This is a genomic window from Arthrobacter sp. 3Tela_A (assembly GCF_049311025.1).
In the GTDB taxonomy this organism is placed as follows: Bacteria; Actinomycetota; Actinomycetes; order Actinomycetales; family Micrococcaceae; genus Arthrobacter_B.
This window is the reverse complement of the sequence record NZ_JAXIOM010000016.1, coordinates 24,054-48,611: the sequence shown is the minus strand read 5'-3', so window position 1 is coordinate 48,611 and position 24,558 is coordinate 24,054. Positions and strand designations below refer to the sequence as shown.

Genomic DNA, 24,558 nt, shown 5'->3' with positions numbered 1-24,558 from the left:
TGGAAAGCAGGACCGGCGTGCCGGTTCCTCACCGACGGTGCAAGCGGATAACACCCGCGGAATCTCTCAGGTCCAATACAGAGCGGGGAGGAGCCAGTCGTCGTATCGGCGTACCCTCGCCCGCCTCTTGGAGCCTCCCATGACAGCAGTCCCGTCCACCGCAGCCTTCGTTGACCGCCATATCGGTGCGCGCGCAACCGAAACCGACGCCATGCTCAAGGCCGTCGGCTATGACACCCTGGATAACCTCGTGGACACCGCAGTCCCCGCCGCCATCCGGCAGGATGCCCCGCTGGTGCTCAGCGCCCCGCGCAGCGAGCAGGAAACCGTCGCCGAGCTGCGTCGTATCGCCGCCAAGAACAAGACCGCCGTGCAGATGATCGGCCAGGGCTACTTCGACACCCACACCCCGCCGGTGATCCTGCGAAACGTCGTCGAAGACCCGGCTTGGTACACCGCCTACACCCCGTACCAGCCGGAAATCTCCCAGGGCCGGCTCGAAGCGCTGCTGAACTTCCAGACCATGGTCCAGGACCTCACCGCCCTGCCGGTGGCCAATGCCTCCCTGCTGGATGAAGCCACAGCCGTCGCCGAAGCAGTGCTGCTGATGCGCCGCTCCAACAAGACCAAGTCCGAAGGCAAGATCGTCCTGGACGCCGATGCCCTGCCCCAGACCATTGCGATCGTCCGCGGCCGCGCCAAGGCCCTGGGCTTCGACGTCGAGGTTGTTGACCTTGCCGCTGGCCTGCCCGACGGCGAGCTCACCGGCGTCGTGCTCCAGCAGCCCGGCGTCTCCGGTGCCGTGAGGGACCTCTCCGGCATCATCGCCGAGGCCAAGGAACGCGGCGCGCTGGTGACCGTGGCCGCAGACCTGCTGGCCCTCACCCTGCTGACGCCTCCCGGCGAGCAGGGCGCGGACATCGCCGTCGGCTCCGTGCAGCGCTTTGGCGTTCCGCTGTTCTTCGGCGGACCGCACGCTGCCTACATGGCCGTGCGCAAGGGTCTGGAGCGCTCGCTGCCCGGCCGACTGGTCGGTGTCTCAAAGGACTCTGCCGGCACACCTGCCTACCGTCTGGCGCTGCAGACCCGTGAGCAGCACATTCGCCGCGAGAAGGCGACGTCCAACATCTGTACCGCGCAGGCGCTGCTGGCCATTGTGGCGTCCATGTACGCCGTCTACCACGGTCCCGAAGGGCTGAAGGCTATTGCCCTGCGTGCCAACGGCCACGCCCGTGCCCTGGCCACCGCGCTAACGAACGCCGGAATCGAACTGGCTTCGGACACCTTCTTCGACACCGTCACCGCCCGGGTTCCCGGCCGTGCCGCGGAGGTCGTGGCTGCCGCTGAAGCCAAGGGCATCAACCTGCGCATGGTTGACGCGGACACCGTGGGTGTCTCCGCAGACGAGACCACCACGGATACGGTAATTGCCGACGTCGCTGCCGCCTTTGGTGCAAAGCCGGCCGAGGCTGCCGGGTTCGAGCTGCCGGCTGAACTGCTGCGCACCTCTGACTTCATGACCCACCCGGTGTTCTCCTCCTACCGCTCTGAAACCCAGATGCTGCGCTACCTGCGCCGCCTCTCGGACCGGGACCTGGCGCTGGACCGCACCATGATCCCGCTGGGCTCCTGCACCATGAAGCTCAACGCCACGGCCGAGATGCAGGCCATGACCTGGCCCGAGTTCGCCTCCATCCACCCCTTCGCCCCGGATTCCCATACCGAAGGCTGGCGCGAACTGATCGCGGACCTCGAAGCCCAGCTGGCCACGATCACTGGGTACGACCAGGTCTCCATCCAGCCCAACGCCGGATCCCAGGGTGAACTGGCCGGCCTCCTGGCCATCCGCGGCTACCACCACTCGCGCGGCGACGACCAGCGCAACATCTGCCTCATCCCCGCCTCCGCGCACGGCACCAACGCGGCTTCCGCCGTCCTGGCCGGCATGAAGGTCGTCGTCGTCGGAACCGCCGGAGACGGCGCGATCGACCACGCGGACCTGCGCGCCAAGATCGATGCGCACCGCGAGAACCTGGCTGCGATCATGATCACCTACCCCTCCACGCACGGTGTGTACGACGACGACGTCCGCGACGTCTGCGAAGCGGTGCACGAAGCAGGCGGCCAGGTCTACATCGACGGCGCGAACCTCAACGCCCTGGTGGGCCTCGCCCAGCCCGGCGAGTTCGGCGGCGACGTCTCCCACCTGAACCTGCACAAGACGTTCTGCATCCCGCACGGCGGCGGCGGCCCCGGCGTCGGTCCGGTTGCCGCCAAGGCGCACCTGGCACCGTTTATGCCCGGCAACGCTGCAGCCTGGGACGGCGGGGACGACATCCCGATTTCCGCATCCCGCTTCGGTTCAGCCGGCGTCCTGCCCATCTCCTGGGCCTACGTCCGGCTGATGGGCGGTGACGGCCTCACCGCTGCCACCAAGAGCGCCCTGCTGGCCGCGAACTACGTGGCCGCACGGCTGAACGACTACTTCCCCGTGCTTTACACCGGCAAGGGCGGTCTGGTGGCGCACGAGTGCATCCTGGACCTGCGCGAGCTGACGGCCAAGACCGGCGTCACCGCCGAGGACGTGGCCAAGCGGCTGGTGGACTACGGGTTCCACGCCCCGACCCTCTCCTTCCCGGTTGCCGGGACCCTGATGGTGGAGCCCACCGAGTCCGAGGACCAGGGAGAGATTGACCGTTTCATCGACGCGATGATCGCCATCCGCGGTGAAATCGACCAGGTGGCCGCAGGGGACTTCTCCGTGGAGGAGAGCCCGCTGCGCAACGCGCCGCACACGGCCACCGTCGCCGCCGGCAACGAATGGGACCGTCCCTACCCGCGCGAACAGGCCGTCTTCCCGCTGAAGAGCCTGCGCATGGACAAGTACTTCCCGCCCGTGGGCCGCATTGACGGCGCCGCGGGGGACCGCAACCTGGTGTGCTCCTGCCCGCCGATCGAAGACTTCGAGAACTAAGGGGATCGCCGCTATGACTGAGCAGTACACCGCGCTCTACGAGGAGCACAAACGACTGGGCGCTTCCTTCACCGACTTCGGCGGCTGGCAGATGCCGCTGAAGTACAGCTCCGAGCTGGCCGAGCACCACGCCGTCCGAAAGGCTGCCGGACTCTTCGACCTCTCCCACATGGGCGAAGTCGAGGTCACCGGTCCGGACGCCGGCGCCTTCCTGGACTACGCACTGACCGGCAAGCTCTCCGCCGTGGCGGTTGGCCGCGCCAAATACTCACTGATCACGAACGCCGACGGCGGGATCATCGACGACCTGATCAGCTACCGGCTGGGCGAAGACGAATACCTGGTGGTGCCCAACGCGGGCAACGCCGCCGTCGTCGCCGCTGAGCTGGCCGCCCGCGCCGAAGGTTTCGACGTCGCTGTGCAGGACAAGACGGCCGAGACTTCCCTCGTGGCCGTGCAGGGCCCCGAAGCCGAAGCCATCCTGCTGGAACTGGTGCCTGCCGATTTCCGGGACGCGGTCACTGGAATGAAGTACTACGCCGCGGCACCGGTTGAGCTGACTGTTGGCGGCAGCTCGCACACGCTCCTGGTGGCACGCACCGGTTACACCGGCGAGGACGGTTTCGAGATCTACGTCCCGAACGACGACGCCGCTGCCCTGTGGCAGGCACTGCTCGCTGCCGGCGAAGGCCGCGGACTCGTTCCGGCGGGCCTGGCATGCCGTGACTCGCTGCGTCTGGAAGCCGGTATGCCCCTCTACGGCAACGAGCTCTCCCTCGAGGTGGACCCCTACGCGGCCGGCCTCGGCGGCGTCGTCGCCCTCTCCAAGGACGGCGACTTCGTCGGCCGCTCGGCCCTGGCCGCCAAGAAGGAGCAGGGCCCTGCACGCAAACTCGTTGGCCTCAAGGGTTCCGGCCGCCGTTCGGCCCGTTCCCACTACCCGGTCCTGAAGGACGGCGAGACCATCGGTGAAGTCACCTCCGGCGCTCCGAGCCCAACCCTCGGCTACCCGGTTGCCCTGGCCTACGTGGACGCCACCTACGCCGTACCCGGCACCACTCTCGACGTCGACCTCCGCGGCAAGCCCGAACCCTTCGAAGTAGTCCAGCTCCCGTTCTACAAGCGCGACAAGTAGTACCGGCGCCCAGCTCGTGGCGGGCGGTGCGGTGTTCTGTGTAGCCCCGCATCGCCGAGCGAGGAACGAGCGAGGTGTCTAAGGGGCGGCAGAATGCCGTACCGTTCGCCCCAGGCACGCAGCATCCACATCCGTAGACTTTGAACCAACAACTCCATGCTTCCGAAAGGCACATCCCAATGAGCAAAGTTGATCCTTCCCTCCGCTACTCCGCCGAACACGAGTGGGTGGACGCTTCCAGCCCCGTAAAGGTCGGCATTTCCGCCGTCGCCGCTGACGCCCTGGGCGACGTCGTCTACGTCGACCTTCCCGCCGTCGGCGATTCCGTCACTGCAGGCGAGACCTGCGGCGAAGTCGAATCCACCAAGTCCGTCTCAGACCTCTACGCCCCGGTTTCCGGCACCATCGTGGAGATCAACCAGGAAGCCGTGGACAACCCGGCCATCCTGAACGAAGACCCGTACGGCGCCGGCTGGCTGTTCACCGTTGAGGTCACGGAGGAGGGTGAGCTGCTGAGCGCTGCCGAATACGCAGAGAAGAACGGCGGCGAGCTGTGACCGATTTCCTGAACTCCCACCTCGCGGAGATCGATCCCGAGGTTGCCGAGCAGATCGACAACGAACGCCGCCGCCAGCAGGAGGGGCTCGAAATGATCGCCTCCGAGAACCACACAGCGGTGGCGATCATGGAAGCCCAGGGCTCCGTGCTGACCAACAAGTACGCTGAGGGCTACCCCGGACGCCGCTACTACGGCGGCTGCGAGTTCGTGGACGTCATTGAGCAGCTGGCCATCGACCGCGCCAAGGAACTGTTCGGCGCAGGTTTCGCCAACGTCCAGCCGCACTCCGGTGCGCAGGCCAACGCCTCGGTGATGCATGCGCTGATCCGTCCGGGTGACACCGTGCTGGGGCTTTCCCTGGCCGACGGCGGGCACCTGACGCACGGCATGAAGATCAACTTCTCCGGCCGCCTGTACAACATCGTTCCGTACGGTGTGGATGAAACCACCCACACCGTGAACATGGACGACGTCGCACGCCTGGCCCGGGAGCACAAGCCGAAGCTGATCGTCGCCGGCTGGTCCGCGTACGCCCGCCAGCTGGACTTTGAGGCGTTCCGCGCCATCGCCGACGAGGTGGGTGCCTACCTCATGGTGGACATGGCGCACTTCGCCGGACTGGTTGCGGCCGGACTGCACCCCAGCCCGGTTCCGCACGCCCACGTGGTTACCTCCACGACGCACAAGACCCTTGCCGGTCCGCGCGGCGGCATCATCCTCTCCAACGACGCGGACATCGCCAAGAAGATCAACTCCGCCGTCTTCCCCGGCCAGCAGGGCGGGCCGCTGGAGCACGTGATTGCAGGCAAGGCAACGGCACTGAAGATTGCCGGCACTCCCGAGTTCCGCGAACGCCAGGAACGCACCCTGGCCGGTTCACGGATCCTGGCCGAACGGCTGCTCTCCGATGACGTCGCGGCCAAGGGCATTTCCGTGGTTTCCGGGGGCACTGACGTGCACCTGGTCCTGGTGGACCTGCGCAACGCTGAACTGGACGGGCAGCAGGCCGAGGACCGCCTCGCGCAGATCGACATCACGGTCAACCGCAACGCCGTACCGTTCGATCCGCGGCCGCCGATGGTTACATCGGGTCTTCGGATCGGCACTCCGGCGCTGGCCACCCGCGGCTTTGACGAGAAAGCGTTCCGTGAAGTCGCGGACATCATTGCACTGGCCCTCATCGCCGGGAACGGCGAGGATCTCAGCGCACTCAGGGACCGCGTCCACACCCTGGCCGCGGCCCACCCGCTCTACCCGCAGGTCGCCGACCTCGCAGGAGCACCCGCCCGCGCCTGATCGGCGCGAACCAAAGGACACCGCATGGCTGTTGGCGTTTTCGACCTCTTCACCGTAGGCATCGGCCCCTCAAGTTCCCACACCGTGGGGCCGATGAGGGCAGGCGCGGCCTTCGCCGCGGAGCTCGCCGACGCCGGTGTCCTCGCCTCCGTGGCCGGTCTCCGCGTGGATCTTTACGGGTCCCTCGCGGCGACCGGCCGCGGGCACGGCACCTTTCCTGCCGTCCTCCTCGGGCTGGAAGGCTTTGCGCCGGAGGAGATCCTCCCGGAGCAAATGGAGGAACGGCTCGCGGAGATCGAAGCGAGCGGCAAGATCCAGCTGGGCAGCGAGCTTGAGGCCGCCGGCGGCGTCGGCGTGGTCCTTGAATACGGGATCGCGGACATGGTGCTGCACCCGCTCACTGTCCTGCCCCGCCACACCAACGGCATCCGGTTCACCGTCAGCGGCGCGGACGGTGAGATTCTCCGTGAAGCCACGTTCTTCAGCGTCGGCGGCGGGTTCATCGTGCGCGACGGCGAGGAAGAGATTGCCGCCGTCGAACTCGAAGCCTCCAAAGAGTCACTGCCGTATCCCTTCCGCACCGCCGTTCAGCTGCTGGAACACTGCACTGCCAACGGACTCTCCATCAGCCAGGTGATGCTGGCCAACGAACTTGTCTCCCGGTCCGAAGAGGAGATTCGAGCCGGACTCCTGCACATCCGCGACGTGATGGACCAGTGCAAGGATTCCGCGATCTCCCGCTCCGGCCTGCTTCCCGGCGGACTGAAGGTCCGCCGTCGGGCACCGCAGTGGCACACCCGGCTGCGCGAAGAAGACCCTAACCGTGACCCTCGCTTCTGGCAGGAGTGGGTGAACCTGGTGGCGCTGGCCGTGAACGAGGAGAACGCGTCCGGTGGCCGCGTTGTCACCGCACCGACCAACGGTGCAGCAGGCATCATCCCCGCCGTGCTCTTCTACGCGACGCACTACGGCCCCGGCATGGACACTGCCACCCCGGAAGAGAAGGACGACGCCGTGGTCCGCTTCCTGCTCGCCGCCGGTGCGATCGGGGTGCTCTACAAGGAGCAGGCGTCGATTTCCGGTGCGGAGGTGGGCTGCCAGGGCGAGGTGGGCTCGGCGTCGTCCATGGCCGCCGCAGGCCTGGCCGAAATCCTGGGCGGATCCCCGGAGCAGGTGGAAAACGCGGCAGAGATTGCGATGGAGCACAACCTGGGGCTGACCTGCGATCCAATCGGCGGGCTGGTGCAGGTGCCTTGCATCGAGCGCAACGCCATCGGCGCCGGCAAAGCCGTCAACGCCGCCAAGATGGCGCTGTGGGGCGACGGCGAGCACCGCGTCTCCCTCGACGAGGTCATTGTGACCATGCGCGAAACCGGCCGGGACATGAGCTCCAAGTACAAGGAAACCGCCATGGGAGGCCTCGCCGTGAACGTTGTGGAGTGCTGACGCTTGTGGGTTGAGGTGGGCCAGCCCGGGTGGTAGACAGTAAGGACGCTTAGTAAGTCGCAGACCGGAAGGAACGCATCATGGCCGAACGCGGAAACAGCACCCACGGGCGCCGCCTCGACGAGGAAATGAAGCAGGAGACGCAGAACCTGACCCGCAACGCGTCCCCGGACCACGTGGAGGAATGGCGCCAGCCGGAGCCGGTGGCCGATGACACGGACAGTGTGGAAGTGCAGGATGCGATGGGGGTCGCTCAGGAAACCGAAGCTACAACGCTGCAGCCGGAGGGGGATGACTGAGAATGCCCAAGACCACCAAAACCGGCAAGGCCAAAAAGAGCGAGCTGCCGTCAACCCTTGAACGCTCAGACAAGAAGGCGCAGGACACCTTCGCGAAGACGTACGACTCCGCGCTGGAGGAATACGGTGACGAGCAGCGGGCGGCACAGACTGCTTACGCCTCGCTGAAGCGCACGCATGAGAAGGTGGGCGATCACTGGGAACTCAAGGACTCCAGCGGACCGTCGGACAAAAAGGCCGAGCAGGGCCGGAAATCCAGCGCCAAGACGGCCGGGGGAGTGGACGCCAACGCGTCGAAGGAGCATCTGTACGACGTCGCGTCCAAGCTGGACATAAGCGGCCGCTCGAAGATGAACAAGGACGAGCTGGTAGATGCCATCCAGAAGGCCAACCAGAAAGAGACGCGGAAGTCCCGCTCCTAGTCAGCGGCCGTCGAAGACAACCCGCCCGGAAAGGAACGTCAGCACATTGCGTGTTTCGGCTATCTTCTCGGGGTGGCCCAGCGCTACGGCTTCGAAAGGGTTCCTGTCTGCGACGGCTAGGTCTGCCGCAGCGCCCGCCTCGATCCGTCCGCGTCCTGATCCCAGATGCAGCTGCCAGGCGGATCCCGCCGTGTAGGCAGCCAGGGCGGACCTAAGTTCCAGAGCCTCCCCAGGTTGGAGCGGATCGTTTTCCGCGACAGCCTTGTCCAGGGTCGGCGGAAATGTCCTGTTGACGGCGACGTGCAGGGCCTGCCACGGGTCCGGCGTCGAAACCGGCCAGTCGGAACCCATGCACAGCCGGCCGCCGGCCGCCTCGATGGAGCGGAACGGGTACTGCCAGGACGCCCGCTCGGCGCCTAGAAGGGGAACGGTCTGGTCAGCCATCTGCGCATCGTTGCACGCCCAGAGAGCCTGCAGGTTGGCGGTGGTTCCGGTCTCCGCGAAGCGGGGCACGTCCTCGGGGTGGACAATCTGCAGGTGGGCCAGATGGTGGCGGGCGGTCGAGTCCGGGTTCGCTTTGCGGACCGCAGCGACCGTATCCAGAGACCAGCGCACGGCGCGGTCGCCGATCGCGTGGAAGTGCAGGTCGAAGCCGGCCGCGTCCAGGGCCACACCCACTGCGAGCAGCACCTCCCGGCCGAGGTATGCGAGGCCGCGGCCATCAGGTCCCGCGTTGCGGGAACCGCCAGTTAGCCGCTCGCATTCGCAGTACTTCTCCAGCATCGCAGCGGTCCGGTTCTCCGGGACCCCGTCCACCATGAGCTTTGCGGCGCGGGTAATGAACCCGGCTGCCTCATTTTCCTTGCGGCGAAGAATGAACTGCTCAATGAGTTCCGGGACGCTCTCCACGGTGAGGTTGCGGGGAACCCAGAGGGCGCCCGTCGCACTCTCCGGGATGCCGCCGCGTTCCCGGACCTCCCGGTAGGCCGCCGAGGCGTCGGGGTAGCCAGCGTAGTCACCCAGGATGGCTTCCTGCCAGCCGGTCACGCCCACCGAGTGCAGGTACTGCCCGCCAACCACGAGCCCTTCGGCCAGCTGCGCAGTAGTGAACTCGGGCAGATGGCGGCCCACGAGGTCCATGGCACCTTCGTGCAGGATGCCAAGCGGTGTTCCGTCCGGATGACGGTCAATCACCCCGTCCCCGGGGTCCGGGGTGGAGGCAGTCACTCCCGCCAGGCGCAGGGCGGCGGTGTTGACCCAGACCGAGTGGTGGTCGGCGTTGATGAGGTAGGCCGGCCGGCCGCCGGTAACGGTGTCGAGGACCTCAGCTGTCGCGGCTCCCGGGGGGAAATTCCCCTTGTACCAGCCCGCTCCAATGATCCAGTTGCCGCTCTGGCCAACGCGGGCCGTTGATTCGGCGTACTTCCGGATGGCCAGCAGGGTGTCCTCTGTGGTGCCGGCTTGGGTGAGATCGCAGGCGTTGCGCTCGACGCCGCCCATGACGGCATGGACATGCGCGTCGACGAACCCTGGGGTCACCAGTCCGCCCTGAAGATCGATTTCCTCCGCTCCCACTTGCCGGGCCTGGGGCCGGAGTTCAGCGTCAGTCCCAACGGCGAGGATCCTCTCCCCGGAAATCAGCACCGCCGTTGCGCCGGCGTGCAGGTCTGTCCCTGAAAACACCGCCCCTGAATGGAGGAGAAAGGCGCTTTCGCTCGGGTTAGCCGGGGTGCTGGAAGTCATGGAATTGATTTGAAGTCATAAACACGTAATTTGTCAACACCGTTGACTATGGGTTTCCTGAACCTAAGAATGAGTCCAACAGTTCGACCCTTGCCAGCAATTCCCGCGGTAGCTAAGTCTTTCCCATGACTGCGCCGCGCCCCGGAATTCCATACATCGACCTTCTTCAAGGGGGCTCATTGAATAAGCAGCAGATATCCGTGCGGGACACCGATGTACTGATCGTCGGCGCCGGTCTGGCGGGACTCTCCGCTGCCCACCGGCTGCGCGCCGGAGGGCTGCGGGTGGACATTGCCGAAGCCTCCGACCGGATCGGCGGCCGGGCGTTCGGCTGGTTCTGGCCGGAAGCCGGACGGATGATCGACCTCGGCGGGACATGGATTCTGCCAGATTTCCATGAGATCCGCGGACTCATCCACGAGTTCGGACTGGACCTTTTCGATTCCCCTGATGTGGCCGAGTCACTGATCCACTTCCGGGACGGCAGCTCGTCAATGCGCACTCCTGACGAGGGCGGAGTGCGCCAGCTCGAGAAGGCCCTGCAGACCCTTCGGGGCCTGGAGGGAGCAGCTGCCGGGAATGCCGCGGAACGTTTGGAGCAAGCTGCCCTCAGCCCGTGGGTCCAAGACTGGATGGTGGCCACGCAGCGCTATCTGGCGGGCGCTCCGCTGGCGGATATCGATGCTGGCCACCTGATGCTTGACCTCACTGAACTGGCGGATCCGGAACACTATAAGTCCCAGATCGGAGGCACCACGGCCGCACTGACTGCGGCACTGTTCGGTTCCTCCCGCGCATCGGTACATCTGGACGCCGCGGCTACCCGGATCGAGCGCAGCGCAGCAGGCTTTGCCACAACAACCAGCGCAGGAACGTTTACCTCAAAGGCGGTCATTCTCGCGGTGCCGCTGAACACCATGGGTGCCATCGATTTTGACCATGGGGTGCTCGGAGGCGTTTCCGCCCACGTTCCCGACGGACATCGCGGTGCCTCAAGGAAGGACTGGTTCGTCCTCGATGGTGTGACCGAGCACTTCAGGGTGTTCGCCTCCGTGGGGCTGTTCGGCTACTTCAGGACCGAACGGCGGCTTGGGGACGGGGGGATGCTGGCCGTTGGGCTGGCTCCAGCGGCGGAGGGCGCACCCACCGTCGAAGACTTTGAGAAGCAGATCCGGGAGTACATCCCTTCAGCCACGATCCGAGCCCACACCTCCTTTGACTGGAAAGCCCACCCCTGGGCGAGGGGCACCTGGATCGCACCGCCGCCCGGGTTCTACGGCGCCCTGTCGAGCATGCCATCCGGCATCGATGGGCTCTATGCCGTCGGCGGCGACCTCTCCGCAGAATTCCCCGGCACCTTGGAAGGCGCCGTCGCAACGGGTCGGCGCGCTGCGGAATCCGTTCTGAAAACCATCAACTCCGAGCAGACAGGCGAAACCCAGTCATCATGAGCGAATCCCGCACCACAAACACCCGGGGACTCTCCTCCGTCGTCATAGCCTGGGCCTACGCCCTGCTGCCGGCAAACCTCATTCCCACGATTATTGCCCGGCTGGTCAATGACTACTCCTTCGACCTGACGACGGCGGGGTTCCTGGCCACCGGCATGACGCTGATCAACTCGGCGACCGTTCTCCTCGTCCGCCCATGGGTTCGCCGCCACAGCCGGACTCCGGTTGCCCTGGCAGGGGTGGCAGTCCTCATGCTGGTCTCCGTTGCAGGCATCATGCTGGGGCAGCCCGGCTTCTACGGCGCGCTCCTGCTCATCGCCGGCCTTGGTTCCGGGCTCATCCTGGGAGCCGCATCGGCCTCCATCTCCGCCACGGAAAATCCGGACCGTTCCGCCAATGTGGCGATGATTTTCAACCGGCTGGTCGTCGCCGCCGCCTATTTCCTGGTCCCGCTCATCGGGGGCACTATGAACTCCGTCCTGCTGATCATGTGCATCCCCGGCATCTTCGTCCTGTTCACCGCCCGGTGGCTCCCGGCAGCGGCCGAAGCACCCGCCACTGACGTGTCCGCGGGCAGGGCCGGCAAGCTGGCCTGGATCCTCGCCGTTGCCTTCGGCGCCTGGTCCATTACGGATGACGGCATCATCGGCCTGTCCGAGCTGATTGCGGTCATGCGCTTCGGCGAGGCCGGCTCCCCGCTGGTGATGAATTTGCTGGCCCTCGCTACCCTTGCAGGCCTCGCCGGCGCGGTGGTCACCCCTGTCGCGGAGAAGAAGGCTGGTCGAGTTCCGCTGCTGGCCGTAGCTCTGGGTATCAGCCTGGTCAGCAAGGTGATCATGGTCGTCGCAGGGGACACCGCCCTATTCTCGGTGGTCTTCGTAGCGTGGGGCTTCGCATTCGGAATGACCCTGCCGCTCGTGTTCGGACTGGCAGCCATCCTGACTCGAGACGGTTCAGCCAGCGTCGCCGTCAACGGCGTCTACATCCTGGGCGTTGCCCTGGGGCCCCTCGTCGCCACCCAGATCTTCGACCTTGGCGGCGACGGGGCCCTCACGGTGGTGATGGCTGTCCTGGGTGCAGTCACGGCCGCGGCCATCGTGGTCATTGCCCTGAGGGTCGGCCGGGAAGTGGCCGCTGCAGGGGAAACACCCTCCCCGAACCGGTTGGAAGCCCCGGCTTAACAACCGCGGAGGGCTGGGTTGCGGCAGTGAACCGACGCCGGCCCAGCCCTCCGGAATTCACCGGCAACGGAATTGACTCCCGTTCACAATCCGAGAAGACTCAGGATCCATGGGCTCCAGGACAAGTGTCGACGCCGCGCGCCAACGCCGCGGTCGGCCGGCAAAATCGGGAGTGCCGCCGCTGGACCGTGAGCAGGTGATCCAGGCTGCGGTAGAAATGACATCGCGGGAGCAGTCGCAGCCCCTGACTTTCCGGGCGCTGGGCAGGCACCTGGGGGTCGATCCGGCGGCGCTCTACCGCTACGTCTCCTCCAAGGACGAACTACTGCTTGCGGTAGCGGACGGGATCATCGGAAAGGCTGTCGAAGGGTTCGTGCAGACCGGCAGCTGGCGCGAGGACCTGGCGGAACTGCTGTCCCGGCTCCACTGGGGGTATCTGGGCCACCCAGAGGTCGCCGTAGCCGCGGCAGCACGCATCACCCGTTTGCCTGGTGAGATGCGATTCGCCGAGATTGCGCTCGGGCTGCTCAAAGAGGCAGGATTGGCCGACCCTGAGGCCGCTGTGATGTACCGCGCCGTAGCAGACACTGTCCTGGCCTGGACGGGTTTCCGGGCCGGACTGGAGCTGAATGCTGCAGCGGAGAGCGACCATAAGGCATGGGAAGAGGCTTGCCTGGAAGTGGACCCAGTCCACTTCCCACATGTCGCCCGCCTGGCAAGCCCACTGACCGCAGTGACCCTGCAGCAGGGTTTCCGTCAAACTCTGGACCTGCTTTTGACTGCGGTCCAGTCCCGCGCCGAAGAGACTGCCTAGTCCCAGGTGCACCCCGCCCCTTCCTGTGATTTGAATTACAGGAAAACGTAAGGCAAGCTGAACAGCACAATTCGACAGCTGGCTTACTAACCGGGGGTATTGTCCAATGGGCCGCAGCATAATTGTGCCGACCGAGTCGGAACCCAGCGGCCTGCTGGGCCAGGTGGACAGCACCGTGAACGAGTTCATGGAGCCCATAGCCACAGCCTTCAACGACATAGTTTTCTTTCCGCTGACAATTGGCGACTTTAGCTTTCCTATCGTCGTCGCCTGGCTGATCATCGCTGGGATTGTGATCACCTGCTACTTCGGATTCATCCAGTTCCGCGGGCTGAAGGTGTCCGGGCAGGTGATCCGCGGAAAGTTCTCCACCAAACAGGATCCGGGAGAAGTTCCGCATTTCCAGGCCCTCACCTCAGCCCTTTCCGGCACTGTGGGCCTGGGCAACATCGCCGGCGTCGGTGCGGCCATGGCCCTCGGTGGCCCCGGAGCTACATTCTGGATGATCCTGGCCGGACTTCTGGGCATGGCCACCAAATTCGCGGAGTGCACGCTGGGCGTCAAATACCGCCAAGTCCATGAAGACGGCACCGTCAGCGGCGGACCGTTCAAATATCTTCCCGTGGCGTTCAAGCGGTTCGGCTCGCTGCCAGCCAAAGTGCTGACCGGAGTGTTTGCCGTCGCTATCCTGCTCTTCGGCGTGGCCGGCGGCAACATGTTCCAGGCCAACCAGACCTTCGCCCAGGTGCGCAATGCCACAGGCGGTGACGAAGGGTTCCTGGGATCCGACGGCGCGGCGCTGATCTTCGGAGCGATTCTCGCCGCCCTCGTGGCCATCGTGATCCTCGGCGGAATCAAGTCCATCGGAGCAACCACCTCCAAACTTGTCCCCGCAATGGCTGCCGTGTACCTCATCGCCTGCGTAGCCGTCATCGCCGTCAACTTCGAAAACATTCCGGCCGCCGTCGGTGCCATCATCGAAGGAGCGTTCCGGCCTGAGGGCTTCGCCGGCGGAGTCCTCGGCGTCATGATTATCGGCTTCCAGCGGGCCTCCTTCTCCAACGAGGCCGGCGTGGGTTCCGCCGCGATCGCACACTCGGCCGTCAAGACCCGCCGCCCGGTCAGCGAAGGCTTTGTGGCGATGCTCGAACCGCTCGTGGACACGGTGCTGATCTGTACCATGACGGCTCTGGCCATCATCATGGCCGGCGCACCGAGCCTGCAGGCCGGCATCGACCAGGTGCAGGGCGGGGGAGGGGCGCCCGACGGCGTGATCCTGACCTCCGACGCCTTTGCCACCGTGCTGCCGTGGTTCCCGATCGTGCTTTCCGTCGCCGTCGCGCTCTTTGCCTACTCAACCCTGATCACCTGGTCCTACTACGGACTGAAAGCCTGGGAGTACCTCTTCGGCCGCGGACGCATGCGGGAGATCATCTACAAGGTCATTTTCCTGACGTTCACCGTTGCCGGGTGCGTTCTTTCCTTCAGCCAGGTCATCAGCTTCACCGATGCGGCTCTGTTCATCTGCGCCTTCGTGAATCTGCTCGGGGTGTACCTGCTGCTCCCGGTGATCAAGAAGGAAATGAAGAAATACCTCGCCGACCGGAAGAGCGGGAAGCTGGACATCCTGGGCATCGAGGACGAGGAGATTGAGGACGCCGCGCCGGCGCGGTAAGCGTTTGTCCTAGCCGCGTCCGAGGTAGGGCATGCCCGCGGCCGTGAGCACCACGGACCCGGGATTGGCGGAGGCCGGCAGCTCAGCCATAAACACGACCGTCCGCGCCGCCTCTTCGGCCGGGAAGGTGGGCTCCACTTTGCGGGTGCCGTCGGGCTGAAGCGCTCCGCCGCTGGTGATTCCGGCCAGCAGTCCGGTGGCGGCGTTTCCGATGTCGATCTGTGCGCAGCTGATACCCCAGGCCCGGCCATCCAGGTCGATGGCCTTGGTGAGCCCGGTGACAGCGTGTTTGGTGGCGGTGTAGGCCGCAGCCAGTGGACGGGGAGCGATTGCGGAGAGCGATCCGTTGTTGATAATCCGCCCGCCGGGCGGGTCCTGTGCCTTCATTTGCCGCACAGCCGCTGCGGCACAGAGCATGGTGCCGGTCAGGTTTACCGCGATGGTTTCGTTCCAGTCTTCGAGACTGATCTGGTCTACGGAGCCGGACGGGCCAAAACTGCCGGCATTGTTGAACAGCACGTCCACCCGGCCGAACCTGTCCGCGGCGTCGCGGAAGAGGCGCTCGACGTCGCCGGGCCGGGTGACGTCCGCCGGGACCACCAGGGCGCGGGCATCGCCGTCGGCCGTTTCCTGCAGTGCTTCTTCGCGCCTGCCGGCAAGGACAACCTGCCAGCCATGCGCCAGGAACTCCCTGGCGGTGGCCCGCCCAATCCCCGACCCGGCTCCGGTAATGACAGCTGTCCGCAACCCCTCAAAACTCATGACCATATCCTGCCGCATTCCCCGAGATAGCAGAAAGTGCACGTTTCAGCGCTGAAAAGAGCAGTTTCTGCTATCTCGGGGGAAAGAAGCCCACGGGCGTTGACCGGTCCGGTGCGCGGGCCTAGTGTCAACCCAACTTGTGAACGGGCAGGACCGGATCCAACCGGCCCGGCAAAAACAAAGGGGTTTTTGTGCATATTCCGGCAGCGCAGTACGAACAGGTCCTTGATCCAATCGGCGACTCCCTGGTGCTCTCCGCCATCCTCGCGGCTCTTCCGCTGCTGCTGCTGTTCGTGATGCTCGGCGTCTTCCGGCTCAAGGCCTACCAGGCGGGGATCATCTCCCTGGTCCTGTCCATCCTCCTGGCCCTCTTTGGCTGGGGCATGCCGCTGGATCAGACGCTCTCAGCCACCGCGCTCGGCGCGTTTTACGCTATCTTCCCGATCCTCTGGATCCTCATCAACGCCTTGTGGATCTACAACCTGACGGTCGCCACACCCTGGTTCGACGTGCTGGGACGGACCATCCGCTCCATCTCCGATGACCTGCGGATCCTCTCCATCCTGATCGCGTTCTGTTTCGGTGCGCTGCTGGAATCGCTGGCGGGGTTTGGCGCTCCGGTAGCGATCGCCGCGGCGATGCTGATGGCGGCCGGCATGAAACCGCTGAAGTCGGCGATCGTGGCGCTGCTGGCCAACACCGCCCCGGTGGCGTTCGGTGCCATGGCCGCTCCCATCATTGCCCTGAACGGCGTCACGGGTATTCCGCTGCATGAGCTCTCCTCCATGACCGGCCGGCAGACACCGTTCATCGCACTGGTAGTTCCGCTCATCCTGGTGTTCCTGGTGGACGGCAGGCGCGGCGTGCGGCAGACCTGGCCGGTTGCCCTGGTGGCCGGAGTCGTCTTCGGCCTGGCGCAGTTCGTGGCCTCGAACTTCTTTGTGGTGGAACTGACCGACGTGGTCGCAGCAGTGGCCACGGTCATTGCCGTTCTGCTGATGCTGCGGGTCTGGCAGCCGAAGGAACTGATTGGCATGTCCGGTGAATCGATGAACGACGACGCCGGTGCGGCGCGCGGCGCAGGCACCGGAGAGCTCGCGGCAGAAGAAGGAACGGACACCCTCACCCGTACAGGCGGCGACGGCAGCACCGCTCCGGGCCACGGAGGTACGGGCAGTGCTGCCGGCGGAGACGGAACTGGATCAGCCGGCGGGGACAGCGGAGCAAGCGGATCCGCAGGAGACAGCGAACGGGACAACACCCGGCCGCCGGCGCGCAGCGTCTGGCTCTCCGTTGCCCCGTACCTGATCATCATCGTGGTCTTTTCCCTGGCACAGATTCCGCCGATCAAGGCATGGCTGACCCAGGTGGGCGGAGTGACCTTCCACTGGCCGGGCCTGGACGTGGTGAATTCCTCCGGTGATCCCGTAGGCGCGCAGAACCTCCGTTTCGACCACCTCAAGGCCACCGGAACGCTGCTGCTGATCTCCGGGATCCTGACGATGATCCTGTACCGCATTGCACCGGCCAAGGGTGTCCGGATCTACGGGGAGACCCTGAAGACCCTGCGCTGGACCATCGTCACGGTGTGTTCGGTGCTGGCGCTCTCCTTCGTGATGAACCTGTCCGGGCAGACCACCACCCTGGGTGTCGCGCTTGCCTCTGCGGGCGGCTTCTTCGCCCTGCTCTCGCCTCTGCTCGGCTGGATCGGGGTGGCACTCACCGGCTCCGACACGTCGTCGAACTCCCTCTTCGGCCAGCTGCAGGTTGCTGCTGCCGAGGAGACCGGCCTCTCACCCACCCTGATGGCAGCGGCGAACTCCTCTGCCGGTGTGCTGGGCAAGATGCTCTCGCTGCAGAACCTGGCCATTGCTGCAGCCGCTGTTGGGCTCAACGGCGTGGAGGGCACCCTGCTGCGCAAACTGATCGGCTGGTCCCTGGGCCTGCTGGTCCTGATGACCCTGCTGATCTGGCTGCAGTCCACGCCGGTGCTCGGCTGGATGGTCCCGTAAAGCGATTGCTAGGAGAATTTGTGAGCACTGAGTCCCTGAACTTGCCCGGAACCACATCCGCGGAGGGGGCCGCAGCAGTGCTTGCCGCAGCGGCCCGGTCTTCCGTGGAGCACGAACACCGGTTGAAAGCCAGCACCGACCGCTCCGGCTTTGTGGCTGACAGCCTTCCGGAGGGCGTGGTTTTCGCCCAGGACGCCGGGGAAGTTGCGGACGTCCTGCGCATGGCTACCAGGCACCGCGTCCCAGTGGTTCCCCGCGGGGCCGGAACGGGGCTGGCCGGAGCGTCCTCCTCTCGCCAGGGCGAGGTGGTGCTGGACGTGTCCGGCATGAACCGGATCCTGCGGATCGACCCCGAAGAGCAGCTGGCCGTGGTGCAGCCCGGAGTGCTGAATGCTGAACTGAACGCCGCCGCCGCAGAGTACGGGCTCTTCTACGCACCGGACCCGGCCAGCACCGCCATCTGCTCAGTTGGCGGGAACATTGCCACGAACGCCGGGGGGATGCGCTGCGCCAAGTACGGTGTTACCAGGGAGGCTGTCCTGGCCCTGCGCGTCATCCTTGCTGACGGACGCGAACTGCGCACCGGACGGGAAACCATCAAGGGAGTCAGCGGCTACGACCTCAACGCCCTGATGATCGGCTCCGAAGGGACACTCGGCGTCGTCGTCGAGGCAACGCTGCGGCTGCGCCCTCTGCCGGTGCAGACCGCCACGGTCGCCGCGTTCTTTCCGAACGTCGAGCAGGCGGCGCGGGCGGCGTCGGCCGTTGTCGCGGCTCGGATCCAGCCGTCCATGATGGAACTGATGGACGGCCAGACGCTCGAAGCCGTCGACGCGGCCCTGGGCACGGACTACCGCTCCCGCGGTGCATCCTTCCTGCTCGTCCAGGCCGACGGACACGGCGCGTTCCTGGAGCAGGACGTGGTGATGGACGCCGTCTCACCCTTTGGGATCTGCGAGCGGGCCGTCGACGACGAGCAGGCGGCAGCGCTGGTAACCGCCCGCCGGGAAGCCATCCCGTCCCTGGAAAAGCTGGGCCGGGTATCGATCGGGGACATCGGCGTTCCACGCGGGAAGCTGGCCGACGTCGTCTCCGGGCTGGAAGCGATCGCCGAACGCACCGGGGTGCGGATCTTCACGATTGCACATGCCTCGGACGGCAACCTGCACCCGATGATCGTGATGGATCCCGAGGATTCGGTGACCGAGGGCCCGGCCAAGGAGGCCCTGGGGGAGATGTTCCATCTGGCGAAGTCCCTGGGTGGAACCCTCACCGGAGAGCACGGCATTGGCCTCCTGAAGCGGGACTGGCTGCAGGAGGAGCTGGGGGACGTCTCGCTGGAGGTCATGCACACCATCCGGGCTGCCCTGGACCCGCTGGGCATCCTGAACCCCGGCAAGGCGATCTAGTTGACCGCCGCGTTACTCGAAGAGCAGTGAGACGCGCAGGTTCTCAATGGGGGCGGGCCCCACGCCGCGAACCCACAGGACGAGTTTCTGGTTCTGCGCCACGGCCAGCGATCCAGTGCGCCCACATTGGGAGGTAGTAGTGCAGGACATGGCGGGTTGGAACAGGCCGTCACGGACGAGGTACACGTCGATGCTGCTGCTCCGTTCCGTCATCTCGATTCTCATCTCGGTGATGGTCCCGGCGCGTGGCACTCGAATTTCGTTAGCGGCTCGCGAGCTGGAGGGAGCCACCGAGCCGGAGATCGGGAAGTAACCCGCACCGTCGGCGAAAGCTGCGGGATCTATGGTGCCGGGCAGGAAACTGACGAAGACCGTCCCGGCCCCTGCCGGACCCTGGGGACCCTGGGGACCCTGCGGCCCGACCGGCCCCATCGGCCCCTCGGGCCCCTGCGGCCCTGCGGGGCCGATAGGCCCGGTATCGCCAGTGTCGCCCTTATCGCCCTGCGGTCCGGCTGGCCCCCCAGACCCAGCCGGACCCTGAGGCCCAACAGGTCCTGCCGGACCCGCAGCACCAGTTGACCCCGTGGGTCCCTGCGCACCGGGATCGCCCTGGTCGCCGCGAAGACCCTGCACGCCCTGCGGTCCTATGGGCCCCTGCGGGCCAATGAGGCTTTGTGCCCCACCAGGCCACGTTCCCGCCGTCTTGGGTCCGTAGATGGCGAAGGTTGTGGTGTCCAGGTAGAAGTCGCCGTCGGCCCCCAGGGAGCTGGCCGGACTTCCGGAACCGTTGTGGATGCTGTTGCCGTCCCGGCCTGGGAGGCCGGCGGGTCCTGTTGCGCCCGGTGCTCCAGCAGGTCCGGTTGGGCCGGCAGGCCCCGTAGGGCCGGTTTCGCCTGCAGGTCCAGTCGGTCCTGTGGGACCTGCGGGGCCGGTTTCACCCGTCGGTCCGGTTGGGCCGGCAGGCCCCGTAGGGCCGGTTTCGCCTGCAGGTCCAGCCGGTCCCGTGGGACCTGCAGGGCCGGTTTCACCCGTCGGTCCGGTGGGCCCGGCAGGGCCGGTTTCACCCGTCGGTCCGGCGGGGCCCGACGCTCCGGTAGGGCCGGTTTCACCCGTCGGTCCGGTGGGACCGGTTGCGCCCTGCTCGCCCTGTTTGCCCGCGGGCCCGGTTGCACCCTGCGCTCCGGGCGCCCCGGCCTCGCCTGGTTGCCCAGCCGCACCCGCCTGTCCCGGAAGTCCTGCGGGCCCGGATCCTCCCGGGGCGCCGTCGGCTCCAGCTGCGCCGTCGGCCCCCGGTTCTCCGGGTTCGCCTTTGTCTCCCTTGGCATCGGCCGACGCCGTCGCAGCCACGCTGGGAACAGCCCCGTCAGCGCCGGCGGCCAGCCAGGAGACCGGGATTCCGCCCGCGCCGCAGTCCAGGTCCTCGGCTGACGTGGCGATGCTCGTGAACTGCAGCGATGTGTCATCGAGACATGCGTGATAGGAAGCCGCATCGGATGATGCCGGAGTGCAGGAGGCGAGTACCAGAGCTGCAGCTGCCGCTGCGGCAACTGCCGATAAACGCTGGGAGAGGGTGCGGTTCAACGTGGATCTCCTGAGTCGACTTGCGGGACAAGGCAGGGAGATCGGCCGCAGACGACTGCGCGCGGTGCGGTCCTCCCCCAACGGGACCCGCCGCCGTACTCAAATAGACGAAGACCAAAGTTGGACAACATCCAGATTAGTTATAGTCCATCAATTGGATTGAGTCCAGAAATTTACGCCTGCCTGGCGGGGATGACGCGGACGAAACAAAACAGCAGCCGCCCGAAAGGGGCAGCTGCTGTTTTTGCGGGAACGAAGGCTAGCTCCGGTTCGCCGGTTCAGGGTCGCGGTGGTCAACGTGCGGATGGCGCCGTTCAAGCGAGGAGCCCTCGACGTCGACATCCGGCAGGATCCGCTCCAGCCACTTCGGCAGCCACCATGCCTTGTCTCCGGCAAGGTGCATCAGTGCCGGGATGAGCAGCATGCGGACCACAAACGCGTCCAGCAGCACGCCGAACGCCAGCGCGAAGCCGATCGGCCGGATCATGGCGCTGTGGGAGAAGACGAAGCCACCGAACACGGAGACCATGATGATCGCCGCGGCTGTCACCACGGCACGTCCGGCACGGACACCCTGAACCACGGCAACCCGTGACGGAGCGCCGTGCGCGTATGCCTCGCGCATGCCGGAGCCGATGAAGAGCATGTAGTCCATGGCCAGGCCGAACAGGATGCCCACCAGGATGGTCGGCAGGAAGTTCAGGATCGGTCCGGGGGACTCCACGTTGAAGATCGCGGAGAGCCAGCCCCACTGGTAGATGGCCACGACACCGCCGAGGGCGCCGAAGTAGGAGAGAACGAAGCCAAGCGTGGCGATGACCGGAACGTAGATGGACCGGAACACCAGGATGAGGATCAGCAGGGACAGTCCCACCACAACGCCGAGGTAAATCGGCAGGGCGTCGGAGAGCTTGTCCGAGATGTCGATATTGCCGGAAGCGGTTCCGGCCACGCCGATCTCGTATTTCCCGTTCAGCGGGGACATGTCCCGGAGTGTGTGGACCAGGTTCTCGGTGGACTCACTCGTGGGCCCCTGCTCGGGAACAACCTGGAACGCAACGGTGCTGCCGTCCTCCGATGAGCCTATGGGCGCCACGGCTGAGACGCCGTCCTGCTCGAAGAGGGTGCCCGCAATCTCGGCCTGGATTTCGGTTGCTTCGGCTTCGGTCGGTTCGGACTCAAGCTCCGCGACCACCAGCAGGGTGCCGTTCTGGCCCTCGCCGAACTTCTCCGAAAGGGTGGAGTAGGCACGGTACTGGGTTGAGTCATGCGCCTCGGAGGAGCCATCCGGGAGGCCGGTGCGCAGGTCCAGGGCAGGAATGGCGATCACCAGCAGGGCAGCGATGGACACCAGTGCGGTGAGCACGGCACTCATCGTGGACATGGGCTTGGCTGCAGTCTGCGCAGGGGCGGGGGAGTCTGCTTCCGAGGCCCGGGTGACCGCAGCGCGCTCCTTCTTGCTCAGGATGCGCATACCGGTCAGCTTCAGCAGGGCAGGGGTCAGGGTCACGGCGATCATCACGGCAATCGCGATGCACGCAGCGCCCACGGTGCCCATCAGGCCGAGGAACGGGATGCCGGTGATGTTCAGGGCCAGCAGCGCAATCAGCACGGTGGAGCCGGCAAAGACGACGGCGTTGCCGGAGGTTCCGTTGGCAAGGCCGATCGACTCTTCCAGCTCGTAGCCGGCCTTCAGCTGCCGGCGGTGCCGGTTCACGATGAACAGCGCGTAGTCGATGCCCACGGCCAGGCCCAGCATCAGGCCCAGCACCGGGGTTACGGAGACCATTTCGACGACGCCGGAGAAAGCCAGCGCTCCCAGGGCTCCAATGCCGACGCCGATCATCGCGGTAATCAGCGGCAGGCCTGCGCCGATCAGGGTTCCAAGCATGACCACCAGGACAACGGCGGCCACAATCAGGCCGATGACCTCTCCGATGCCGAAGATGCTGGGGATGCCCTGGGCAATGTCGGTGGAGAAGTCTGTGGTGACGCCTTCCACGGGACCGTCATTGAAGACCGCAACGAGGGCGTCCTTGGTTTCCTGCGTGACCTCCATCTGGGTGTCTTCGAAGACCACCGTCACGATGGCGGCGCTGCCGTCCTCGGAAACCATGCGGATGTTCTGGGCCATGTTCAGCAGCGCAGCACCCTGTTCGAGCTGAGGTGCCTGCTCTTCGGCGGCTGCGGCCTGGGCTTCAAGTTCCGCCCGTCCGGCATCAAGCTGCGCCTGCTGCGCGTCGAGCTGCGGCTGGGCCATCGCCAGTGCGCCGGAGGCTTCAGCCTGGGCGCGGGCCTGATCGAGCTGTTGCTGTCCGGCGTCAAGCTCGGCGCGGGCAGCATCCAGCTGGGCACGGCCGGCGTCGAGCTGTGCCTGGCCCTCCTCGAGCTGGGCGCGCTGAGCGTCCCGTTCCGCTTCCGTGGCGAAGGGGTCGACGGCGTTTTCCACGCCGTCAACCTCGGAGGCGTCGGCAGCCAGCGCGGCGATGGCGTCCTTCTGCTCCTGGGTGAAGGCCGAGCCGTCCTTCGTCTGGAAGACCACTGAGCCGGTGCCGCCGGAGGCTTCGGGCAGCTCCTGCTGCAGCCGGTCAGTGACCTGGGTGGTGGGCGTGTTTGGAATGGAGATGGCGGTGGAAAGAGTGCCGCCGAAGAGCGCGAAGGCTATGCCGGCAACTGCCAGCACTGCTATCCACACCCCCAGTACGGTGCGGGCACGCCGTGCGGCGCCCTGCCCCAGGCGGTAGAGGAATTCAGCCATTGGTGGTCCTTATCGAAATCTTGGGTTCTGCTGCGGACGGGGGCGGCGGGGGTGAACCGCCGCGAGCGAAAAATTAGGGCCGGCTGGGCGGTATACCCGCGCCGATGCCGGTGCGCAGGGCTGTGACGAGCCGTTGGATCAGCTCGATCCAGGCGGTGCGGGATTCAGGGGTGTCCACGGCGCCGGTCTGGACGCACCAGCGTTCATAGAGCACGCTGATTCCGCCGGCAAAGGTGCCGACGAGAAGCTGGATGTCCTCCGGATCCGCGTCAGGATGCCGGGAGGCGAGGGCGGCCATCACCTGGTCGCCTGCCATGGTCACGGAGCGGAAAGCCATAATCGCCTGCTGCGGGGAAGAGCGTGTATCTGCGCGGCCAAGGACCTGCGTGAGGTAGGAAACCGCTTCGATGAACCGCGGCGAGCTTACGAGGTCCACGAGGTCATCCAGGGGAGAGTGGCCCTCTGGTGCCGCGCCGTCCGGCAGTGTCAGTGATGAAGCGACGACGTCGGTTCCCACCTCAGTGACTACGTCATCCAGTGAAGCGAAATGGTTGAAAACGGTGCGGCGGGAAACGTCGGCGCGCTGAGCGAGCTCGTCAACGGAGAAATCAGTTCCGCGGCGTTCGGACAGCAGTGCGGCGCAGGCGTCAACGATCGCCTGGCGGTGCCTGCTCTTGATGGCGGTCCTGCGGTCTGGGGTGGAGCTGGCTGGAAGCACACTCCTACACTAAGTGCATCGTTGCACCGGGTGCAACTAGTCCCGCTCAGGCTCCGATGCCTGCGGCTTGCGGCCGGCGGCCGCGGTCTGCCGTGAGCCAAGGAAGTACACCAGTGCGCCGGCGGCGATCAGGGTCAGCGCCGCGCCTCCGTACACGGTGGCCAGTGAGTACACCCCGTCCGGGGCGCCGGAAAACAGCCGGCTCAGGAGCCCGGGGATCTGCGGGCCGGCGATCAGCAGGACCGTCAGCACAGGTCCCCCGGTCAGCCAGCCGCGGCGGCCGGGCTGCGTGTTCTTGCCGCTGCTCTGCTCACTCATGGCTT

At 66.0% G+C, this 24,558-nt stretch carries 19 protein-coding genes; 13 read left to right on the top strand and 6 right to left on the bottom strand.

Features of this window, described 5'->3' with window-relative positions; translation table 11 throughout:
• Window positions 1-139: 139 nt before the first annotated feature.
• From gcvP to TVC13_RS07075, 7 genes are all read left to right on the top strand, one after another.
• On the top strand, window positions 140-2,974 hold the full coding sequence (gene gcvP, locus TVC13_RS07105) for an aminomethyl-transferring glycine dehydrogenase (RefSeq protein ID WP_422400525.1): 2,835 nt from the start codon (window positions 140-142) through the stop codon (window positions 2,972-2,974).
• Between the two features lie 13 nt (window positions 2,975-2,987).
• Window positions 2,988-4,109 (top strand): glycine cleavage system aminomethyltransferase GcvT, encoded by a 1,122-nt coding sequence (gene gcvT / locus TVC13_RS07100; RefSeq protein WP_422400524.1) that lies wholly within the window; start codon window positions 2,988-2,990, stop codon window positions 4,107-4,109.
• Between the two features lie 179 nt (window positions 4,110-4,288).
• Window positions 4,289-4,666, top strand: a complete 378-nt coding sequence (gene gcvH, locus TVC13_RS07095) for a glycine cleavage system protein GcvH (RefSeq protein WP_422400523.1) — start codon at window positions 4,289-4,291, stop codon at window positions 4,664-4,666.
• Window positions 4,663-5,964, top strand: coding sequence for a serine hydroxymethyltransferase (gene glyA / locus TVC13_RS07090; protein ID WP_422400522.1), 1,302 nt, complete (start codon window positions 4,663-4,665; stop codon window positions 5,962-5,964). Before gcvH ends, glyA begins: the two co-directional genes overlap by 4 nt.
• 24 nt (window positions 5,965-5,988) lie before the next feature.
• Complete coding sequence (locus TVC13_RS07085; RefSeq protein WP_422400521.1) at window positions 5,989-7,410, top strand: L-serine ammonia-lyase; 1,422 nt, start codon at window positions 5,989-5,991, stop codon at window positions 7,408-7,410.
• Window positions 7,411-7,490: 80 nt separating this feature from the next.
• Window positions 7,491-7,709 (top strand): hypothetical protein, encoded by a 219-nt coding sequence (locus tag TVC13_RS07080; RefSeq protein ID WP_422400520.1) that lies wholly within the window; start codon window positions 7,491-7,493, stop codon window positions 7,707-7,709.
• Window positions 7,710-7,711: 2 nt separating this feature from the next.
• On the top strand, window positions 7,712-8,131 hold the full coding sequence (locus tag TVC13_RS07075) for a ChaB family protein (protein WP_422400519.1): 420 nt from the start codon (window positions 7,712-7,714) through the stop codon (window positions 8,129-8,131).
• On the opposite strand, the gene TVC13_RS07070 is transcribed toward TVC13_RS07075, so the two are convergent.
• Window positions 8,132-9,874, bottom strand: a complete 1,743-nt coding sequence (locus tag TVC13_RS07070) for an amidohydrolase (RefSeq protein ID WP_422400518.1) — start codon at window positions 9,872-9,874, stop codon at window positions 8,132-8,134.
• Between the two features lie 179 nt (window positions 9,875-10,053).
• Between TVC13_RS07070 and TVC13_RS07065 the strand changes: the two genes are divergently transcribed.
• From TVC13_RS07065 to TVC13_RS07050, 4 genes are all read left to right on the top strand, one after another.
• Window positions 10,054-11,325 (top strand): flavin monoamine oxidase family protein, encoded by a 1,272-nt coding sequence (locus TVC13_RS07065; RefSeq protein WP_422400517.1) that lies wholly within the window; start codon window positions 10,054-10,056, stop codon window positions 11,323-11,325.
• Window positions 11,322-12,506 carry an MFS transporter gene (locus TVC13_RS07060; RefSeq protein ID WP_422400516.1) on the top strand — a complete coding sequence of 395 codons (1,185 nt, stop codon included), beginning with the start codon at window positions 11,322-11,324 and terminating at the stop codon, window positions 12,504-12,506. Before TVC13_RS07065 ends, TVC13_RS07060 begins: the two co-directional genes overlap by 4 nt.
• 109 nt (window positions 12,507-12,615) lie before the next feature.
• Window positions 12,616-13,320, top strand: a complete 705-nt coding sequence (locus TVC13_RS07055; RefSeq protein WP_422400515.1) for a TetR/AcrR family transcriptional regulator — start codon at window positions 12,616-12,618, stop codon at window positions 13,318-13,320.
• A gap of 106 nt (window positions 13,321-13,426) precedes the next feature.
• Window positions 13,427-14,995, top strand: a complete 1,569-nt coding sequence (locus TVC13_RS07050) for an alanine/glycine:cation symporter family protein (protein ID WP_422400514.1) — start codon at window positions 13,427-13,429, stop codon at window positions 14,993-14,995.
• A gap of 9 nt (window positions 14,996-15,004) precedes the next feature.
• Here TVC13_RS07050 and TVC13_RS07045 read toward each other — a convergent pair whose 3' ends face one another.
• The gene (locus TVC13_RS07045; protein WP_422400513.1) at window positions 15,005-15,757 is read right to left on the bottom strand and encodes an SDR family oxidoreductase; all 753 of its coding nucleotides are present in this window, start codon (window positions 15,755-15,757) and stop codon (window positions 15,005-15,007) included.
• 191 nt (window positions 15,758-15,948) lie between these two features.
• On the opposite strand from TVC13_RS07045, the gene TVC13_RS07040 reads away from it, so the two are divergent.
• Window positions 15,949-17,769 (top strand): L-lactate permease, encoded by a 1,821-nt coding sequence (locus TVC13_RS07040; RefSeq protein ID WP_422400512.1) that lies wholly within the window; start codon window positions 15,949-15,951, stop codon window positions 17,767-17,769.
• 20 nt (window positions 17,770-17,789) lie between these two features.
• Window positions 17,790-19,178 (top strand): FAD-binding oxidoreductase, encoded by a 1,389-nt coding sequence (locus TVC13_RS07035; RefSeq protein WP_422400511.1) that lies wholly within the window; start codon window positions 17,790-17,792, stop codon window positions 19,176-19,178.
• A 12-nt stretch (window positions 19,179-19,190) separates the two neighbouring features.
• Here TVC13_RS07035 and TVC13_RS07030 read toward each other — a convergent pair whose 3' ends face one another.
• The 4 genes from TVC13_RS07030 to TVC13_RS07015 all read right to left on the bottom strand — a co-directional run bounded on the left by TVC13_RS07030 (window position 19,191) and on the right by TVC13_RS07015 (window position 24,553).
• On the bottom strand, window positions 19,191-19,403 hold the full coding sequence (locus tag TVC13_RS07030) for a hypothetical protein (RefSeq protein WP_422400510.1): 213 nt from the start codon (window positions 19,401-19,403) through the stop codon (window positions 19,191-19,193).
• 1,615 nt (window positions 19,404-21,018) lie between these two features.
• Window positions 21,019-23,517, bottom strand: a complete 2,499-nt coding sequence (locus TVC13_RS07025) for an MMPL family transporter (protein WP_422400509.1) — start codon at window positions 23,515-23,517, stop codon at window positions 21,019-21,021.
• Between the two features lie 73 nt (window positions 23,518-23,590).
• Entirely contained in the window at window positions 23,591-24,235 is a 645-nt protein-coding gene (locus tag TVC13_RS07020) for a TetR/AcrR family transcriptional regulator (RefSeq protein WP_422400508.1), read from the bottom strand.
• 36 nt (window positions 24,236-24,271) lie between these two features.
• The gene (locus tag TVC13_RS07015; protein ID WP_422400507.1) at window positions 24,272-24,553 is read right to left on the bottom strand and encodes a hypothetical protein; all 282 of its coding nucleotides are present in this window, start codon (window positions 24,551-24,553) and stop codon (window positions 24,272-24,274) included.
• Between the last annotated feature and the right edge of the window lie 5 nt (window positions 24,554-24,558).